This window comes from Streptomyces sp. NPDC049954 (assembly GCF_040656295.1).
Taxonomy (GTDB): Bacteria; Actinomycetota; Actinomycetes; order Streptomycetales; family Streptomycetaceae; genus Streptomyces.
Genome location: NZ_JBFALS010000003.1, coordinates 558,123 through 574,063, shown reverse-complemented (window position 1 = coordinate 574,063; position 15,941 = coordinate 558,123). Strand labels below are relative to the sequence as shown.

The following is a 15,941-nucleotide window of genomic DNA, read 5'->3' as shown; positions in this document are numbered from 1 at the left end:
GACCGTGCGACGGCAGGACGCCCGAACTGCCGCACGGTCGCGGCCGGTTCGGCACCGGACGGCACCCCGTGCGGACGGGCCGCCGCCGCACGGGGCGGTACGCGGGTTCTCGCGGTTACTTCGTGAGGTCCACGATCATCTTGCCGGTGTTCTCGCCGCGCAGGAGGCCGAGGAAGGCGTTGAGCCCGTTCTCGACACCGGCCGCGAGGGTCTCCCGGTACTTGAGCTTCTCGTCGCGGACCCAGACGGCCACTTCCTCGACGAACTGGCCCTGGAGATCGGCGTGGTCCTGCACGAGCATGCCCTCGATGCGCAGGCGCTTGCCGATGACCTGCATGAGGTTGCGCGGGGCCGCGGGCGGCTCGGTCGAGTTGTACTGCGCGATGAGGCCGCAGATCGCGAAGCGCGCGTGCACGTTGGCGCTGCTGATCGCCGCCTCCAGGTGCTCGCCGCCGACGTTGTCGAAGTAGACGTCGATGCCGTCGGGGGCGGCCGCCTTGAGCTGCTCGGAGACGGGGCCGTCCTTGTAGTTGAAGGCGGCGTCGAAGCCCAGTTCGTCCACCAGGTACTTGACCTTCTCCGCGGAACCGGCCGAGCCGATGACCCGTGAGGCGCCCTTGATCCGGGCGATCTGGCCGACCTGGCTGCCGACCGCGCCCGCCGCCCCGGAGACGAACACCGCGTCGCCCTCCTTGAACCCGGCCACCCGCAGCAGGCCCGCGTAGGCGGTGAGACCGGTCATGCCGAGCACACCGAGGTAGGCGGAGAGCGGGGCGAGGTCCGGGTCGACCCTGGTGACGTGCTCGGCCGGGACCGAGGCGTACTCGCGCCAGCCCGCGAAGTGCAGGACGTAGTCGCCCTCGGCGACGTCCTCGCTGTTCGAGGCGATCACCTGGCCGACGGCGCCGCCCTGCATCGGCTGGTCGAGCTCGAACGGCGGCACGTAGGACTTCACGTCGTTCATCCGGCCCCGCATGTAGGGGTCGACCGAGAAGTACAGGTTGCGCACCAGGACGCGGCCCGGGGCGGGCGGCTGGATCGGCACCTCGCGCAGGGCGAAGTCCTCCGGCACCGGCCAGCCGTCGGGGCGGCGGACGAGGTGCCATTCACGGCTGGTGGTGGGAAGGGCTGACATGCGGGTGCCTCCTGCTTGCTCGGGGATCGCCGTACTCCGGAGTTCGCGGTGCTCGCCGTACGTCAGAGCCGTACGCCGGAGCCGTACGCCGACATCGCGTTACTTCAGGTTCCAGAAGTTTCACTACTTGAAACAACCATGGACATGAATATTTTACGTTGTCAAGTAAATGGGTAGACTGTGGGGCATGGCCACTCGTACCCGCCGCGCCGGTTCCGACTCCGCGTCCGACTCCCCGCCCGCCTCCGGGTCCCGGGACCGGTCGGGGACGGACCGCCTGTCCCTCGACGTCGTGCAGCTCATCGGCGCCGTGGTCGGCCGCTACCACGAGGAGTACGAGCTGGCGGCCTCCCGGCACGCGCTGACCGGCGCGCAGGCCAAGGTCCTCGGTCTCCTGTCCCTGGAGCCGATGCCCATGCGCCGGATCGCGCGCAAGCTCAAGTGCGAGCCCTCGAACGTGACGGGCATCATCGACCGGCTGGAGGCGCGCGGGCTCGTCGAGCGGCGTCCCGACCCGGCCGACCGGCGGGTCAAGCTCGCGGCGCCCACCGAGCGCGGCAGACAGACGGCGCGGCAGCTGCGGGACGGGCTGGACTTCGCGCGTGAGCCCCTGGCCGGCCTGTCCCGTGCGGAGCGGCTCGTGCTGCGCGACCTCCTGATCCGGGTGGTCGGCGAGGAGGAGGCACGCGAGGTCACGTCCTCGCCGGGGTACGACCCGGGACCGGAAACGGCCGTCGCGGTGGTCACGCCGCCCAGCGCCGTCCCCGCACCCGGCCGGCACGACTGAGCCGCGACCGCTCCCGCCGTCACCGTCCCGGCCGCGCGAAGCCGTACGGAAGGCCGCTCCGGCTCCGGACCTCGCACTCCCGGGAGGGACCTCGCACTCCCGGGACCCTGCTCCGGGCCCTCGCGTCCGCGATCCCGCACGATGGGGGCATGGCCGCTTCCCCGCCCCCGCCCCCGTTCACCCCGCTCGACTTCCAGCTCGTCCTGCTGCGCCGGATGGCCGACCACCAGCCGGACCTGGTGGACCGGGCCCGGCACACGCTCGGGGTGAGTCCGGCGCAGATGCGGGAGGCGAACCGCCGCTGGCAGGCGAAGGTGCGGGGCCGGTACGCGCGCGGGGCCGCGGCGCGCTACCGCTCGGTGCTCGGCGCCCCGGCCTCCCGTGAGCGGCGGCGGATCGGGGATCTCGACTGCGAGGCGCTGGCCTGGCCGGTGCCGCTCTGGCCCGGTCTGCGGTTCGAGGTGCTGCTCGGCCCGGGCGGCGCCGTGTGGAACGAGTGGCTGGTACGGGCCCCCGGCGCCCCGGCCCCGGCCCTGCGGACGACGGCGGACCTGCTGCCGTGGTCGGCGACGGTGGACGAGGTGGCCCGGGCCTTCGCACCCGCCCGGCCCCTGGAGGGCACCGCCCCCACCCGGTGGCGGCTGGCCTTCGATGCCCCCGAGGTCGTCGGCGGTCCGAAGCTGCCCCGTGTCGCGGAGTTCACCTGGGGACTGTTGCAGACGCTCACCTGACCGCGCCTCCCGCACCGCGCGGCGCCGCCTCCCCCGGTCCTGCGGGGAGACGGCGCCGCCGGGTGCGTCACGTGACCTGCGGCTGAGGAGCCGCCGTCACTCAGTCCCTGCCGAAGTGCTGCCGAAGTGCTGCCGAAGCGCCTTACCGGAGTCGTCACTTGACGGCCAGCGCGTCCGTGAGCACCTGCGTCACCGCGCCGCCCCGGTTGTCGCGGACGGAGGCGCGCAGGGACACGGTGTGCGCCTCGCGCGGCACCGACAGGGTGCCGCTCCAGTTCGCGCCCTTCTTCGCGAGGTCGACCGTGGTCCAGTTCCGGCCCTGGTCGTAGGAGACGGCGAGCGCCCCGGTGGTGAGGGTCCCGGTGTCCGAGGCACCCACGACGTACGCGGCGTCGAGGCCGACAGGCAGCTTCTTCCCGGCCCTGACCGTGCCGTCGAGCGCGGTGTCCACGTCGAAGCCGAGGTTGATCATCGGCAGGTAGGTGTAGTGGTCCTCGGGCGTCTGCGCGGACCTGACCTCCCAGGCCGTGTGACCCTTGCCGCCGTAGCCCCAGACCTCCGGGTCCGTCGTCGTGTCGGTGACGACCTTGTAGGTGTGCTCGCCCGGGTCCGCATCCCACAGGTTGTAGCCGGAGCTGGTCTGCCTGCCCGCGCTCACGCCGTCGACCAGGACCTCGGTGGTCTGGGTCAGCGAGTCGTCGTTCCACACGTCGCCGAAGCCCGTGTGGTCGGGCCCCGAGTCGCCCCAGCCGGGCGTGTTGAAGGCCAGGCTGTCGCCCACCCGGGTCTGTCCCCAGCCCAGGCCCGTGCCGAGCCACGGATGCAGTACGGGCTTGAACCAGTCGAGCTTCGTGTGCTTTGCGCCCGGGTAGGCGACGAGTCCGCCGCGCTCCTCCAGGGACAGGCCGGGGCCCGCGGTGAGCGACTCGTGCCAGCGCTGTCCCTCGGCCGCGGTCACGTAGTCGGTGCGCTTTCCCGGGTAGGAGGCCCGCTCGGGGAAGCCGAAACCGATGGGGAAGGTGTCGGTGATCGAGTAGCGGAACTCGCCGCCGGTCTGCGGCTTGGGCGCGTAGTACGTCGTGTCGACGACCGCGAGGTCCTTGGCCTTCGGAGCGATCGTCAGGTCCTTCGCGGGGATCGCGCCCGGGTACCCCTCCGACAGGTCGTACACGTATGGGGAGTTGGGCTCACCGGTGAGCTGCGCCTTCTTCCCCTTGGCGGCCGCCCGGGCGAGCTTCGCCGCGTCGGCCGCGTTCACGGTGGCCACGGGGATCGCGAGTTCCTGGCCGTCCGCGCCGCCGAAGTCCGCCATGAGCCGGCCGGGCTCGTCGTCGGTGACGAACAGCGCGGCGGCCCCGGCGTCCACCGCGTACCGCGCCAGCTCGTTGGCGGCGAGGGAGCCGTCGGCGTGCACGAGGACGGCCTTGCCCTGCACGTTCCGGCCCTCGTACGCGGCGGCGGCGCCGTCGCCCGCGTCGAACAGGGCGGCGGTCAGCTTCCCGTCGAGGCTCTGGGAGCCGTACTGGAGGGTGGTTTCGCCGAGGGCGGTGCCGCCCGCCTTCACGGTGAGCAGCGGCTTGCCCAGGCGCCACACGGTGCGGTACTCGAAGGTGCCGGTGCCCGGTTTGCGGGTGGGCGCGGCGAAGACGCTGTCGTAGGTGAGCGGGACCTGGACCGCGGCGCTGTAGTCCGAGCCGTTCGCCGAGCGGTCGGCCTCCATGAGCAGTTGCCGGGTCTCGGTGCGCCGGTCGAGGTCGACGCCGATCTCGCGCAGTTCCCGGCCGTCCAGGGTGATCTCGCGGTCCCGGTCGAGGGTGATCCCGGGGTCGGCGAGGTAGCCGAGGCCGAGGGAGTCCGCGCCGTGGCCGCCGCGTACGTCGAGGAAGGTGCTCAGGGCGTACGAGCCGGGCTTCAGGCGCAGTCGCAGGGTTCCGGAGGAGCCCACGGAGGCGGGCACCACCTGGGCGTCCGCCGCGAGTTCCTGCACGGCGAGCGAGGCGGGCGCGGGGGCCCCGTCACGGTCCTTGACGTGGACGGTGAGGGTGTACCGCTCCTCCTCCTTGACGAGCCCGAACACGGTGTGCGCGACGGTACGCCCGTCGGCCGTGGCGAGGATCTGCCCGGAGGTGGTGCCGACGGGGGCCTTGGCGGCGTCCCCGGTGACGGTGGTGTGCGCGGTGCCGTGGGCGGGGACGGTGAGCTGCCGGTCGGCGAGGGTCACGACGCCGTCCGGGGCGCCGGTCGCCGAGAGGTCCAGGGTGACCGGGGCGCCGGAGGAGTTGTCGTAGGTGACGGTACGGGTGACCGGCTTGTCCTCGTCGTAGGGCCAGCCGTGGAAGCCGAGGTCGGCGCTGCCGCTGGCGGTGACCTTCGCGTCGATCGCGTCGGGCACGCTGACCCGGCCGGCGCCCAGGGTGTAGGCGGAGGCGTCGAGCGTGGTGGAGGTCGACATGAGCGCGTCCTTCAGCTCACGCCAGCCCCAGCCGGGGTGCTGCTGGGCGAGGAGCGCGGCGACGCCCGCGACGTGCGGGGTGGCCATCGACGTCCCGCTCATGGTGGTGTACGCGCCCTCGCCCGCGGAGAGCGAGGAGCGGGCGGCGAGGATGCCGACGCCGGGCGCGGACAGGTCGGGCTTGAGCGCGTTGTCACCGAGGCGCGGTCCGGCGCTGGTGAAGTAGGCGGCCTGGTCGGCGGAGTCGACGGCGCCGATGGTGAGCGCGTCGTCGGCGGCGCCCGGTGAGCCGATCGAGGTGGGTGAACCGGTGTTGCCCGCGGCGACGACGAAGAGGGCGCCGGTCTCCTCGGACAGGGTGTTGACGGCCTCGGCCATGGGGTCGGTGCCGTCGCTGGCCTCCTGGGAACCGAGGCTCATCGACACGATCCTGGCGTCGGCGTCCTTGGCGGCCCACTCCATGCCGGCGATGATCTGGGACTCGGAGCCCGAGCCCTCGTCGCTGAGCACCTTGCCGATGGCGAGGTCGGCCTCGGGCGCGACGCCCTTCTCCTTGCCGCCGGAGGCGGCGCCGCTGCCGCCGACGGTCGAGGCGGTGTGCGTGCCGTGTCCGTCGCGGTCGGCGGTCTGCTGGCCCTCGATGAAGCTCCGGGAGTCGGAGACCCTGCCCTTGAGGTCGGGGTGGTCGGCGTCGATCCCGGTGTCGAGGACGGCGACCTTGACGCCCTTGCCGGTGAGCCCGGCCGCCCAGCCCTCGGGGGTGCCTATCTGCGCGTTGGACTCGGCCATGTCGGCCTTGACCTGTCCGTCCAGCCACACCTTGGCGACGCCCCCGCCGAACGCCGCCTTGTGCGGCTGCGCGGAGCGCGATCGGGCGGCGGCCGGTGTGAGGGAGTCCCACAGGCTTTTGGGCTGGTCCGCGCGGACGGCGACCGCGTCGATGCTGGGCAGGGCGCGGACCTGGTCGGTGCCGCGCGGGGCGGCGAGCGCGCCGCGGGCCGTCTTCGCCCCGTAGGCGACGATGAGCGGCAGTGCGGGGACGGCCTTCTTGCCCGCCTGCGCGGCGATTCCCTGCTCGATGAGTCCGGTGACGTCGAACAGCCGGGGGTCGAGCACCCCGGCGTCGAGGTACGGCCGGGCCTCGGCGGGTACGACGGTGATGCGGCCGTCGACGGTGTCGGTGCGCACGGTTCCGGTCGCGCCCGGGGCCCGGTCCACGGCGACCGTGCTGCGTCCGGAGCCGAGGTCGGTGACGGTGACCTTGTCGCCGGTCACCAGGGTCACCGTCCGCGCGGCCGGGGCGACGGCGGTACGGGCCTGCCCGCCCGCCGCGTCCGGGACAGCCGCGTGCGCGAACGACCCGCCCGGAAGCAGGACGAGCGCGAGCCCGGCGGGCAGCAGCGAGGCTCTGCGCCACGAAGGTGCTCTGGTCATGGATGCCCTCTCCTCCACGGCCGGGTCGGGGGGCCCGGCACTGCGGAAGAGTCTGGGGCGACTTGTGGTGCGGCGTGGTTGCGCGGGCTGGCGGGAAGCAGCCAGGCGCCTTCCCGCCAGGAGGCGTGCGCCGTGGGGGAGTTGGCGGCGGCCGGACCGCACTCCCCCGCGTGGACGCCGATTTCCTTACGGCTGCGGGTCGTTGGCGTCGTACTGGGCGAAGCGCCGCCACTTCAGGGCGACGAGGCCGATGCCGAGGAGGCACAGCAGTCCGCCGCCGGTCACGGTCACCGCGGGCGAGCTCAGGTCGGCGGCGGAACCGGCGAGGAAGTCGCCGAGCCGGGGACCGCCCGCGACCACCACGATGAACACGCCCTGGAGCCGGCCGCGCATGTCGTCGGGCGCGGCGGCCTGGAGCATCGTGGACCGGAAGACCATGGAGACGGAGTCGGCGGCCCCGGCGAGGGCGAGGAACAGCAGGCCGAGCCAGAGGTTGCGGGTGAGCCCGAACACGGCGATCGCGAGGCCCCAGGCGGCGACCGCGAGCAGGATCGCGAGCCCGTGCCGCCGCACCCTGCCCTGCCAGCCGGAGAGCACTCCGCCGAGCAGGGCGCCCACGGCGGGCGCCGCGACGAGCAGCCCGACGGTGCCCGCGTCGCCGCCGTACCAGAGGACCGCGACAGCGGGGAACAGCGCGCGCGGCGAGGCGAAGATCATGGCGCACAGGTCGGAGACGAAGGTGGTGCGCAGGTTCGGGCGGGTCGCGAGGAAGCGCAGCCCGTCCAGGACCGAGGCGCGTTTCGCCGCGCCCCGGCCGCGGTCGGGGCGCATCGAGGGCAGCCGCCACATCGCGTACAGCGAGACGCTGAAGGCGAGGGCGTCGATGAGGTACGCGGACTGGTAGCCCCACAGTCCGACGAGCACCCCGCCGAGCATCGGCCCGACGAGCGTGCCCGAGGTCGTGGTCATCGAGCTGAGGGCGTTCGCGGCGGGCAGGTGCTCCGGCGCCACCAGGCGCGGGATCATCGAGGAGCGGGCGGGGGCGTTGATCGCCCCGCACACCGCCTGGAGCGCGACGATCGCGTACAGGAACCACACGTGGTGGAAGCCGGCCAGCGCGCCGCCCGCGAGGGCGAAGGACAGCGCGCACGAGCCGATCGCGCTGTACAGGCCGAGGGTGCGCCGGTCCACGGTGTCCGCGATCGCCCCGCCGTACAGCCCGAAGACGACGAGCGGGACGAGGGAGAACAGGCCGACCAGGCCGACGGAGAAGCTGGATCCGGTGAGGTCGTAGACCTGGAGCGAGACGGACAGCGCGGTCATCGCCTGCCCGATCCAGGAGATCGTGTTGCCGACCCACAGCCGCCGGAAGTCCGCGGAGACCCGCAGCGGGGTCAGGTCGGCGAAGACCCGCCGACGCCCGGGCTGCTGCGGGCCGTCCCCGGCGCTCTCCTCGGTCGGGACGGGCTGGGAGGGGACGGCGGGGCGCGGAGCCCCGGCGGGTATCGCGGCGGCGTCGGAGGGGTCGAGGCCCTGTTCGGCGTCCGGGACCACGGGGGCCTGCGGGGCGGTGGAGGCGGGCGGGGCGGGCTCGGTCCCCCCGGAGGGGACGCTCCCGGAGGTTGTACGGGTCACAGGGGATGTTAACCCGTTACCACAGGCGCTCACCCGGACGGGCCAGGGAGCGGACCGGTGCGCACGGCGCCGCACGGGCCGCGCGCGGCCCGGCGGACCGGGTGTCCGGGGCGCCCGCCCGGAGCAGTCCGGCGCGCGCCGCGGCCCGTCCGGTACCACGATGCGAACAGGGGCGCCGTCCGGTGGCTCCTTCCGGCCGGTTCCTCGGGAGGCAATGCCGTGGCCGTCAGTCTTGAGCAGTTGCGCCGCTGTCACATCGCGGTCGACCTGGGTGCCGCGCGGACCAGGGTGTTCGTGAAGGGCGCCGGTCTTGTCGTCGACGAACCGAGCGTCGCCGCGGTCAACACCAGGACCGGGGGGCTCCTCGCGGTCGGCGAGTTCGCGGAGCGCATGACGGGCCGCACCCCCGACTACATCCGCGTGGTACGGCCCGTCTCGGGCGGCACCGTCGTCGACATCGACATGGCCCAGCGGATGCTGCGCAACCTGCTCGGCGACAAGCTGCGCCGCACCCTGCGCCGCAAGCCCCGGCTGCGCGCCGCCGCCTGCACCCCGCACGAGTCGGACCCGCTGGCCCGCCGGGCGACCGTCGAGACCCTGGTGGGCCTCGGCGCGCGCCGCGTCGAACTCGTCGACACGCTGATCGCGGCTGCGGTCGGCTGCGGACTGCCCGTGGAGCGGCCCGAGGCCACGATGGTCCTGGTGTGCGGGGCCGCGACGACGCAGATCGCGGTGTTGTCCCTCGGCTCGATCGTGACGGCGCAGCGCGTCCCGGTGGGCGGGGACGCGATCGACAACGCGGTCGTGCAGCACCTGCGCCGGCGCCACTCCCTGCTGCTCCCGGCCCAGTCGGTGCGCCCGCTCCAGCTCGCGCTGAGCGGCGCGGGCCTCACCGCGCAGGGGCCGCACTCCACGGAGATCCACGGCCGGGACGTGGTCACCGGACTGTCCCGCGCGGTGACGGTGGACACGGCGGCCGTCAGGGAGGCCATCCACACCCCGCTGACCTCGGTGATCGACGGCATCAGCCGGGTCCTGCGGGTGTGCCCGCCCGACCTCGTGGCCGATCTGGCCGAGAGCGGCATCACGATGGTCGGCGGCAGCGCCCTCCTGCCGGGCCTGGACCAGATGCTGTCCAAGGCCACCGGCATGCACGTCCGGATCGCCGAACGCCCCGACGTGTGCGCGGTGATGGGCCTCGGCGCGATGCTGGAGGGCCGGGTCGCCCCGATGACGCTGAACCCACTGGCCACGCGGTAACGGCCCCCGGGACACGGCGGGCCGTCAGCGCCGCCCCGCCGGTTCACGCAGCGCGTCCGGCACCGCCGCGCGCAGCGCCTCGGCCACGACGGCGACGGCGGGCCGCCCGCCCGCACCCGCCCGGTGCGCGACGGCGGTACGACGGACCGTGTCCAGGGCGCTCAACGCGACGCCGCTGGGCGGCTGTTCCACCGCCGACTCCGGTACGAGGGCGACGCCCTGCCCGGCTGCGACGAGCGTCAGCACGGTGTCGAAGTCGTCGACCCGGTGCCGGGTGCGCGGCACGAATCCGGCGGAGCGGCAGGCCCGCACGGTCATCGTGCGGCACAGGGTCCCCTCCGTCGCGGTGATCCACGGCTGGTCACCGCACTCCGCGAGGGTCCGGTGCGCCCCGGGACGCGGCTGGCCCCCGCCTTGTCGGTCCACTCCGCGAGTGTGTTCGCTGAGCCGAACCCCTCGGTCGTCAAGGCGCTGCTGCACCGGGCCGGCCTGATCCCCACGCCCGCCGTACGGCTGCCGTTGCTGGCGGCGGGCGAGGCGGTGGTGGAACGGGCGGTCCGGGCACTCGGCGAGGCGGGGGCGGACGACGGGCGGGTGCGGGCCTGCCGGGTTACTTCCGCGCCCACTTCCTGAGCGCGGCGCGGTCCTCGAAGTTGCCGAGGTTCGTGTCGATGGGGGTGCTCGTGTACTGGTGGAACCGCCAGGGCGCCTTGATCCCGGGTTTGCCGGGTTTGCCGTTGTAGTCGGCGATCCACAGCCCGTCCCCGGCGAAGGAGGTGGTGTCGCGGTTGAGCCAGAAGTCGCGGTTGCAGTAGAGGACGACCCGGTGCGTCTCGCCGCGCAACTTCTGCACGGCGCGGAGGAACTGGTCCTTCTGCGCGTTGCTCGCCGCGGTGCCGTCCCCGGTGGTCTCCCAGTCGCAGGCGAGCACGTCGTAGTGGACGCTCGCGCACTTCTCCACGAAGTACTCGGCCTGCGCCTGGATGTTGCCGGGCCACAGGAAGTGGTAGAAGCCGACCACGCAGCCCGCGTCCCGGGCGCGCTTGGCCTGTCCGGACTGTTTGGGGTTGATGTACGAACGGCCCTCCGTCGCCTTGATGAAGACGAAGGACATGCCGTCGGTGCTGAAGGAATCCTGATAGCTGCTGACGTCGATGCCCTTGACTGCCATGCGCTGCTCCTCGTCCCCCGGGCGCCCGGCACCGGTCGGACACGACCGGTTGTCTCGGTCCGCGATCTCCATTCTGTCCCTCCAGGTGCCCCGGCCGGGCGAGTTCAGCGGATTCACCCGGATCATGGAAGCCCTCGGGATCATTCGAGGGGCGCGCGTCCTCGGGCAGCGCGCGGGGGTCGCCCGACCGGCGGTCTCTCCGGCCCGGCCCCGCGACGGCCGAACGTTCCTTCAGTACGACAATTTGCCACTCCGGGGTGACAGGCTCGCTCCGGGCGCGGGAACCGCGCACAGGCCCCCCTGGCTTTCCGCGTACGCAGCGGACGGGCTTCGGCGCGAGCCGGGTCCCGACCGACCGCCCCGGACGGGGGACAAGGTCCCTCCCGCGCCGGTCATGCGTCCCCTTAGACTCACCCCGCCCGGTTCACCCTCGCCTCCGGGTTCTACGTTGTTGTCCTCCCGACCCGCCCCTGGAGGCGCCCACAGGTGCCGTCGGTGCCGCCCCGCGCCCGCCGCGGCCGTCACGTCGTCACCGCCGCACCACCGCCCGCACCACCGCCCGCACCGCCAGCCCTCACCGGAACCAAGTGCCGCGCCCAGCCTCCGGGCGCCCGGACGATTGCGTGATTCATGACCGGCCAGCCGCCCGCACCCGAGAGCCCCGACCGTCGCCGCGGACACCGGGGCGCCGCCCCCGAGCGGTCCCGTCGCCGCCGGGGAGAGCGCCCGCGCGGACGCGGCAGGGCCCGTGCCCGCAGCCGTAAGAAGCTGTTCTGGGTGATCGGCGCGTCGGTGGCGGCACTGGCGGTGGCCGCGGGCACCACGGTCTACCTGCGGCTCAGTTCCAACATCGACACCTTCGACGGCGCCGGTCTCAGCCACCAGCGCCCGGACGACACCCCCGGTGACGCGCAGAACGTCCTGCTCATCGGCTCCGACAGCCGGTCCGGGGACAACGCCTCGCTCGGCGGGGGGAAGGACGCGGTGGGGCGTTCGGACACCACGATCCTGCTGCACGTCTACGCCGATCACCGGCACGCCGTCGGGGTGTCGATACCGCGCGACTCCCTCGTCGACATACCGCCCTGCCGCCTCCCGGACGGTTCGTGGACCCCGACCCGGTCCAACGCCATGTTCAACTCGGCCTTCTCCATGGGCAGTACGGTCGAGGGCAACCCGGCCTGCACCCAGAACACCGTCGAATCGCTCACCGGCCTGCGCGTGGACCACACCGTCGTCGTGAACTTCGAGGGGTTCTCCGCGATGACCTCGGCGGTCGGCGGGGTGCCGGTGTGCCTGCCGAACGACATCTACCAGAACGACCTGAACCCGCACCGCGCGACGCCGGGCGAACTCATCTACCGCAAGGGGGAGCAGAAGGTCTCCGGCAAGGCGGCCCTCGACTACGTACGGCTGCGGCACGGCATCGGCGACGGTTCCGACATCGGCCGCACCAAACGCCAGCAGGCCTTCATCTCCAGCCTCATCGGCCAGGTCAAGAAGAAGGGCTTCAGCCCCACCACGCTGCTCCCGCTCGCCAACGCGGCGACCAAGTCGCTGACCGTCGACCCGGGGCTCGGCTCCGCGAGCAAGCTGCTGTCCTTCGCCATGTCCCTCAAGAGCATCGACCTGGCCAACATCCAGTTCATCACGACTCCCTGGCGCTACGAGGGGGCCCGGGTCGCCCTCCAGCACCCGGACGTGGACGCGCTCTGGGCCACCCTCAAGGCCGACCGCACCCTCGACGGCCAGGAGACCGACAAGAAGAAGACGAAGAAGGCCGGCGCCAGCCCCTCCCCGACGACCGGCGCCGCGGCCGTGGACGGGGCGGGCGTCACCGTGGCCGTCTACAACGGCACCACCACCACGGGCCTCGCCGCCCGGGCCACGACCCTTCTGCGCGCCCACCAGTTCACGGTCACCGGCACCGCGACCGCCGGTTCCCAGAACCACGCCACGACCGTCGTCCAGTACGGCCCCGGTTTCGAGGCCGGCGCCCAGAAGCTCGCCGAACTCTTCCCCGGCGCCCAGCTCCAGCAACTCGACGGCGTACAGATCAACCTGATCGCGGGCCAGGACTACGCCGCCGTCCCCGCGGCCTCCGACGCCCCCGAGGCACCCGCCCCGCTGCCTTCGAAGGTCAGCAGCCAGGCTCGTTCCGCCGACCGCGGCATCTGCGAGGACCTGTCGTACGGGTGACCCGTCGCGGGGCCGGCGGTGACGTCCCCGCCGGGGCCCGCGCTCTTCGCACGGCCGGGAACGGGGGACGTTCCGGGTCCGGTGCTCCTGCGTGGGGTCGCGCCGTGCCGGACGACGTCCCCACGCGCTCGCCAACGGCCTGCGGGAAGACCTGCTCGCCGGGCGGGCCGACGGCGCGGGAGCCGGGGTACGCGAGTGCGGGGGTCTGCGTCACCCGGTACAGCGCGGCGGACACGGCCCCGCTGTCCAGCGCGGCCCTGGCGCCTGCCGCGGAATCAGCCGGGCGCCACAGCTGCGGGAGAGCGGCTCCGGCCGGCCCGGCGCCCGGGCTCATGGCTGGGCGTTGGGGAATCTGGCGTGCGGCGGCCAGTCCGGATTGTGGAGGTGGGTCTCGTTCCAGTCCGCGAGGCAGGGGCCACTCCGGCGATCACAGCTGGCAGCGAGATCGGTCCGTCGCGTCGGCGCGGAACCTGCGGGCCTGCGCTCGTTGCCTGGTGCGTCGCCGGGCGACGACGGGGCGACCTGCGAGGCTCACGCCCCGGCTGCCTCTTCCAGCAGGCGCCGGAGTGAGGGCAGCAACTCGTCCACGTCCGCCCCGCTCCTCAGAACGACGACCGTGGTGCCGGTGTCGCCGGCCGTTCCGGGGTCAGAGGCTCGAACGGGCGGCACCGGAAAAAGTGCGACGACTTCGCGCAGTGCCTCGTCGACCTCCGAGACGGGGTCGGCCGATTCACCCCTGAGCCACCGCCTCAGCACGTGATTGTGTGCGGCGACCACGTTCGCCGCCATGAGTTCCGCCCTCAGTGGCGCCGCCGTCCCCGTCTCGGCCAGCCAGTCCGCGATGAACTCACGGAACAGGCGCTGATAGCGGGCCACGCTCACGATCTCCCGTTCGCGCAGGGCGGGGACAGCGCTGGTAAGGGCGTACCTGCGGCGCGCCAGCTCGCCCTCGTCCAGATAGTGCAGCAAGACGATCCGGACCGCGTCGGATACGGCCACCAGCGCCGTTTGGTGCGAGGAACTGCCGAGCCTTTCCCTGACCGCGGTGAGCAGACGGTCGTGGTCGGGGAAGATGACCGCTTCCTTGGACCGGTAGTGCCGGAAGAACGTGGTGCGCCCCACACCGGCCCGCTCGGCGATGTCGTCGACGGTCGTCTGCTCGTACCCGCACTCGTCGAACAGGACGAAGGCGGCCTGCGCGAGTCTGGCCCGCGTGGATCCTCTGGTCATGTGAACGCATCATCCCCTGCCCCGTCGTCCGGACACCACTTGTCCGCCCGGACGGAACTCCGTACTGTTATAACAGTACCCAGTACCGACCCTCCGGGAGGTCAGGCATGCCCGAGGCCATCGCACGCAGCGACACGCACACCACCGCGGGCAAGCTCGCGGACCTGCGGCGCCGTATCGACGAGGCGACCCGCGCGGGTTCCGCGCGCGCGGTGGAGAAGCAGCACGCGAAGGGCAAGTTGACCGCGCGTGAGCGCGTCGGTCTCCTGCTCGACGAGGGTTCCTTCGTGGAGCTGGACGAGTTCGCCCGGCACCGCTCGACGAACTTCGGCATCGGGAAGAACCGGCCGTACGGGGACGGTGTCGTCACCGGGTACGGCACGGTCGACGGCCGCCCCGTCTGCGTGTACTCGCAGGACTTCACCGTCTTCGGCGGCTCGCTCGGCGAGGTCTACGGTGAGAAGATCGTCAAGGCGATGGACTTCGCGCTGAAGACCGGCTGTCCGGTCATCGGCATCAACGACGGCGGCGGCGCCCGCATCCAGGAGGGTGTCGCGGCGCTGGGCCTCTTCGCGGAGATCTTCCGCCGCAACGTGCACGCCTCGGGTGTGATCCCGCAGATCTCCCTGATCGTCGGACCGTGCGCGGGCGGCGCGGTCTACTCCCCCGCGATCACTGACTTCACGGTCATGGTCGACCAGACCTCGCACATGTTCATCACCGGGCCCGACGTCATCAAGACGGTCACCGGCGAGGACGTGGGCTTCGAGGAGCTGGGCGGCGCCCGTACGCACAACACCACCTCGGGCGTGGCGCACCACATGGCGGGGGACGAGAAGGACGCCATCGAGTACGTCAAGTCCCTGCTGTCGTACCTGCCGTCGAACAACCTCTCCGAGGCCCCGGCCTTCCCGGAGGAGGCGGACCTGGCGGTCAGCGACGAGGACCGCGAGCTGGACACGCTCATCCCGGACTCGGCGAACCAGCCGTACGACATGCGCACCGCGATCGGGCATGTGCTGGACGACGGCGAGTTCCTGGAGACCCAGGCCCTGTTCGCGCCGAACATCCTCACCGGCTTCGGCCGGGTGGAGGGTTACCCGGTCGGCGTCGTCGCCAACCAGCCGATGCGGTTCGCCGGCTGCCTGGACATCAACGCGAGCGAGAAGGCCGCACGGTTCGTCCGCACGTGTGACGCCTTCAACGTGCCCGTGCTGACCTTCGTCGACGTCCCGGGCTTCCTGCCGGGTGTCGACCAGGAGTACGGCGGCATCATCCGCCGCGGCGCCAAGCTGATCTACGCGTACGCGGAGGCGACCGTCCCGCTGATCACGGTGATCACCCGCAAGGCGTTCGGCGGCGCGTACGACGTCATGGGCTCCAAACACCTGGGCGCCGACATCAACGTCGCCTGGCCCACCGCCCAGATCGCCGTCATGGGCGCGCAGGGCGCCGTCAACATCCTGCACCGCCGCACCATCGCCGCCGCCGAGGACCAGGACGCCACCCGCGCCGAACTCATGGCGGACTACGAGGACGCCCTCCTCAACCCGTACGTGGCGGCCGAGCGCGGCTACGTGGACGCGGTGATCATGCCGTCCGAGACCAGGGCCCAGGTGGTGAAGGGACTGCGGCAGCTGCGGACCAAGCGGGAGTCGCTGCCCCCGAAGAAGCACGGCAACATCCCCCTCTAGAAAGGGTCCTGGCCATGATCAAGGTCGTACGGGGCAACCCGACCCCGGAGGAGCTGGCCGCCGCGGTCGTCCTGCTGTCGGCAGTCGGCACGGCGGGCCCGGGACCGGCTCCCCGCCGTCCCGGTGCCTGGGCTTCCCGTCGCCTCCTTCTGGGCACGCCGCACGGTTACGGCCCGGTCGGCTGGCTCACTCCGGCCCTCCCCCGCTGAACTT

12 protein-coding genes and 2 pseudogenes are annotated in these 15,941 nt (G+C 72.7%); 7 read left to right on the top strand and 7 right to left on the bottom strand.

What is annotated here, in order from left to right; translation table 11 throughout:
• Positions 1-115: 115 nt before the first annotated feature.
• Positions 116-1,135, bottom strand: coding sequence for an NADP-dependent oxidoreductase (locus AB0J21_RS08970; protein ID WP_363145151.1), 1,020 nt, complete (start codon positions 1,133-1,135; stop codon positions 116-118).
• Between the two features lie 277 nt (positions 1,136-1,412).
• Here AB0J21_RS08970 and AB0J21_RS08965 point away from each other — a divergent pair.
• Positions 1,413-1,814, top strand: a pseudogene (locus AB0J21_RS08965) (MarR family transcriptional regulator); the annotation flags it as partial.
• 257 nt (positions 1,815-2,071) lie between these two features.
• Positions 2,072-2,653, top strand: coding sequence for a hypothetical protein (locus AB0J21_RS08960; RefSeq protein WP_363145150.1), 582 nt, complete (start codon positions 2,072-2,074; stop codon positions 2,651-2,653).
• 154 nt (positions 2,654-2,807) lie between these two features.
• On the opposite strand, the gene AB0J21_RS08955 is transcribed toward AB0J21_RS08960, so the two are convergent.
• Positions 2,808-6,539 (bottom strand): S8 family serine peptidase, encoded by a 3,732-nt coding sequence (locus AB0J21_RS08955; RefSeq protein ID WP_363145149.1) that lies wholly within the window; start codon positions 6,537-6,539, stop codon positions 2,808-2,810.
• Between the two features lie 186 nt (positions 6,540-6,725).
• Entirely contained in the window at positions 6,726-7,937 is a 1,212-nt protein-coding gene (locus AB0J21_RS08950; RefSeq protein ID WP_363145231.1) for an MFS transporter, read from the bottom strand.
• A gap of 456 nt (positions 7,938-8,393) precedes the next feature.
• On the opposite strand from AB0J21_RS08950, the gene AB0J21_RS08945 reads away from it, so the two are divergent.
• On the top strand, positions 8,394-9,434 hold the full coding sequence (locus AB0J21_RS08945) for a rod shape-determining protein (protein ID WP_363145148.1): 1,041 nt from the start codon (positions 8,394-8,396) through the stop codon (positions 9,432-9,434).
• A 24-nt stretch (positions 9,435-9,458) separates the two neighbouring features.
• Here the strand turns inward: AB0J21_RS08945 and AB0J21_RS08940 are convergent, their stop codons facing one another.
• Positions 9,459-9,860, bottom strand: coding sequence for a LysR substrate-binding domain-containing protein (locus AB0J21_RS08940; protein WP_363145147.1), 402 nt, complete (start codon positions 9,858-9,860; stop codon positions 9,459-9,461).
• A gap of 9 nt (positions 9,861-9,869) precedes the next feature.
• Here AB0J21_RS08940 and AB0J21_RS08935 point away from each other — a divergent pair, with 9 nt between their 5' ends.
• A complete protein-coding gene (locus AB0J21_RS08935; protein ID WP_363145146.1) occupies positions 9,870-10,067 on the top strand; it encodes a hypothetical protein in 198 nt (65 codons plus the stop codon).
• On the opposite strand, the gene AB0J21_RS08930 is transcribed toward AB0J21_RS08935, so the two are convergent.
• The gene (locus AB0J21_RS08930) at positions 10,045-10,605 is read right to left on the bottom strand and encodes a glycoside hydrolase family 25 protein (protein ID WP_363145145.1); all 561 of its coding nucleotides are present in this window, start codon (positions 10,603-10,605) and stop codon (positions 10,045-10,047) included. The two genes, AB0J21_RS08935 and AB0J21_RS08930, sit on opposite strands and share 23 nt — an antisense overlap.
• Before the next feature lie 630 nt (positions 10,606-11,235).
• On the opposite strand from AB0J21_RS08930, the gene AB0J21_RS08925 reads away from it, so the two are divergent.
• Entirely contained in the window at positions 11,236-12,804 is a 1,569-nt protein-coding gene (locus tag AB0J21_RS08925; protein ID WP_363145144.1) for an LCP family protein, read from the top strand.
• On the opposite strand, the pseudogene AB0J21_RS08920 reads toward AB0J21_RS08925, so the two are convergent.
• Positions 12,746-13,212, bottom strand: a pseudogene (locus tag AB0J21_RS08920) (DUF6640 family protein); the annotation flags it as partial. The gene AB0J21_RS08925 and the pseudogene AB0J21_RS08920 overlap by 59 nt on opposite strands.
• 123 nt (positions 13,213-13,335) lie before the next feature.
• The gene (locus AB0J21_RS08915; RefSeq protein ID WP_363145143.1) at positions 13,336-14,034 is read right to left on the bottom strand and encodes a TetR/AcrR family transcriptional regulator; all 699 of its coding nucleotides are present in this window, start codon (positions 14,032-14,034) and stop codon (positions 13,336-13,338) included.
• 107 nt (positions 14,035-14,141) lie between these two features.
• On the opposite strand from AB0J21_RS08915, the gene AB0J21_RS08910 reads away from it, so the two are divergent.
• Both AB0J21_RS08910 and AB0J21_RS08905 read left to right on the top strand, forming a co-directional pair.
• Positions 14,142-15,728: an acyl-CoA carboxylase subunit beta gene (locus tag AB0J21_RS08910; protein WP_363145142.1), complete on the top strand. Its 1,587-nt coding sequence runs from the start codon at positions 14,142-14,144 to the stop codon at positions 15,726-15,728.
• Between the two features lie 14 nt (positions 15,729-15,742).
• Positions 15,743-15,937, top strand: coding sequence for an acyl-CoA carboxylase subunit epsilon (locus tag AB0J21_RS08905; protein ID WP_363145141.1), 195 nt, complete (start codon positions 15,743-15,745; stop codon positions 15,935-15,937).
• Positions 15,938-15,941 lie beyond the last annotated feature (4 nt).

What these genes read in the sequence shown, in the direction of transcription:
- AB0J21_RS08970 (WP_363145151.1), bottom strand. Translation starts at nt 1,135, where the DNA reads ATGTCAGCCCTTCCCACCACCAGCCGTGAATGGCACCTCGTCCGCCGC.
- AB0J21_RS08915 (WP_363145143.1), bottom strand. Translation starts at nt 14,034, where the DNA reads ATGACCAGAGGATCCACGCGGGCCAGACTCGCGCAGGCCGCCTTCGTC.
- AB0J21_RS08955 (WP_363145149.1), bottom strand. Translation starts at nt 6,539, where the DNA reads ATGACCAGAGCACCTTCGTGGCGCAGAGCCTCGCTGCTGCCCGCCGGG.
- AB0J21_RS08960 (WP_363145150.1), top strand. Translation starts at nt 2,072, where the DNA reads ATGGCCGCTTCCCCGCCCCCGCCCCCGTTCACCCCGCTCGACTTCCAG.
- AB0J21_RS08930 (WP_363145145.1), bottom strand. Translation starts at nt 10,605, where the DNA reads ATGGCAGTCAAGGGCATCGACGTCAGCAGCTATCAGGATTCCTTCAGC.
- AB0J21_RS08905 (WP_363145141.1), top strand. Translation starts at nt 15,743, where the DNA reads ATGATCAAGGTCGTACGGGGCAACCCGACCCCGGAGGAGCTGGCCGCC.
- AB0J21_RS08910 (WP_363145142.1), top strand. Translation starts at nt 14,142, where the DNA reads ATGCCCGAGGCCATCGCACGCAGCGACACGCACACCACCGCGGGCAAG.
- AB0J21_RS08925 (WP_363145144.1), top strand. Translation starts at nt 11,236, where the DNA reads ATGACCGGCCAGCCGCCCGCACCCGAGAGCCCCGACCGTCGCCGCGGA.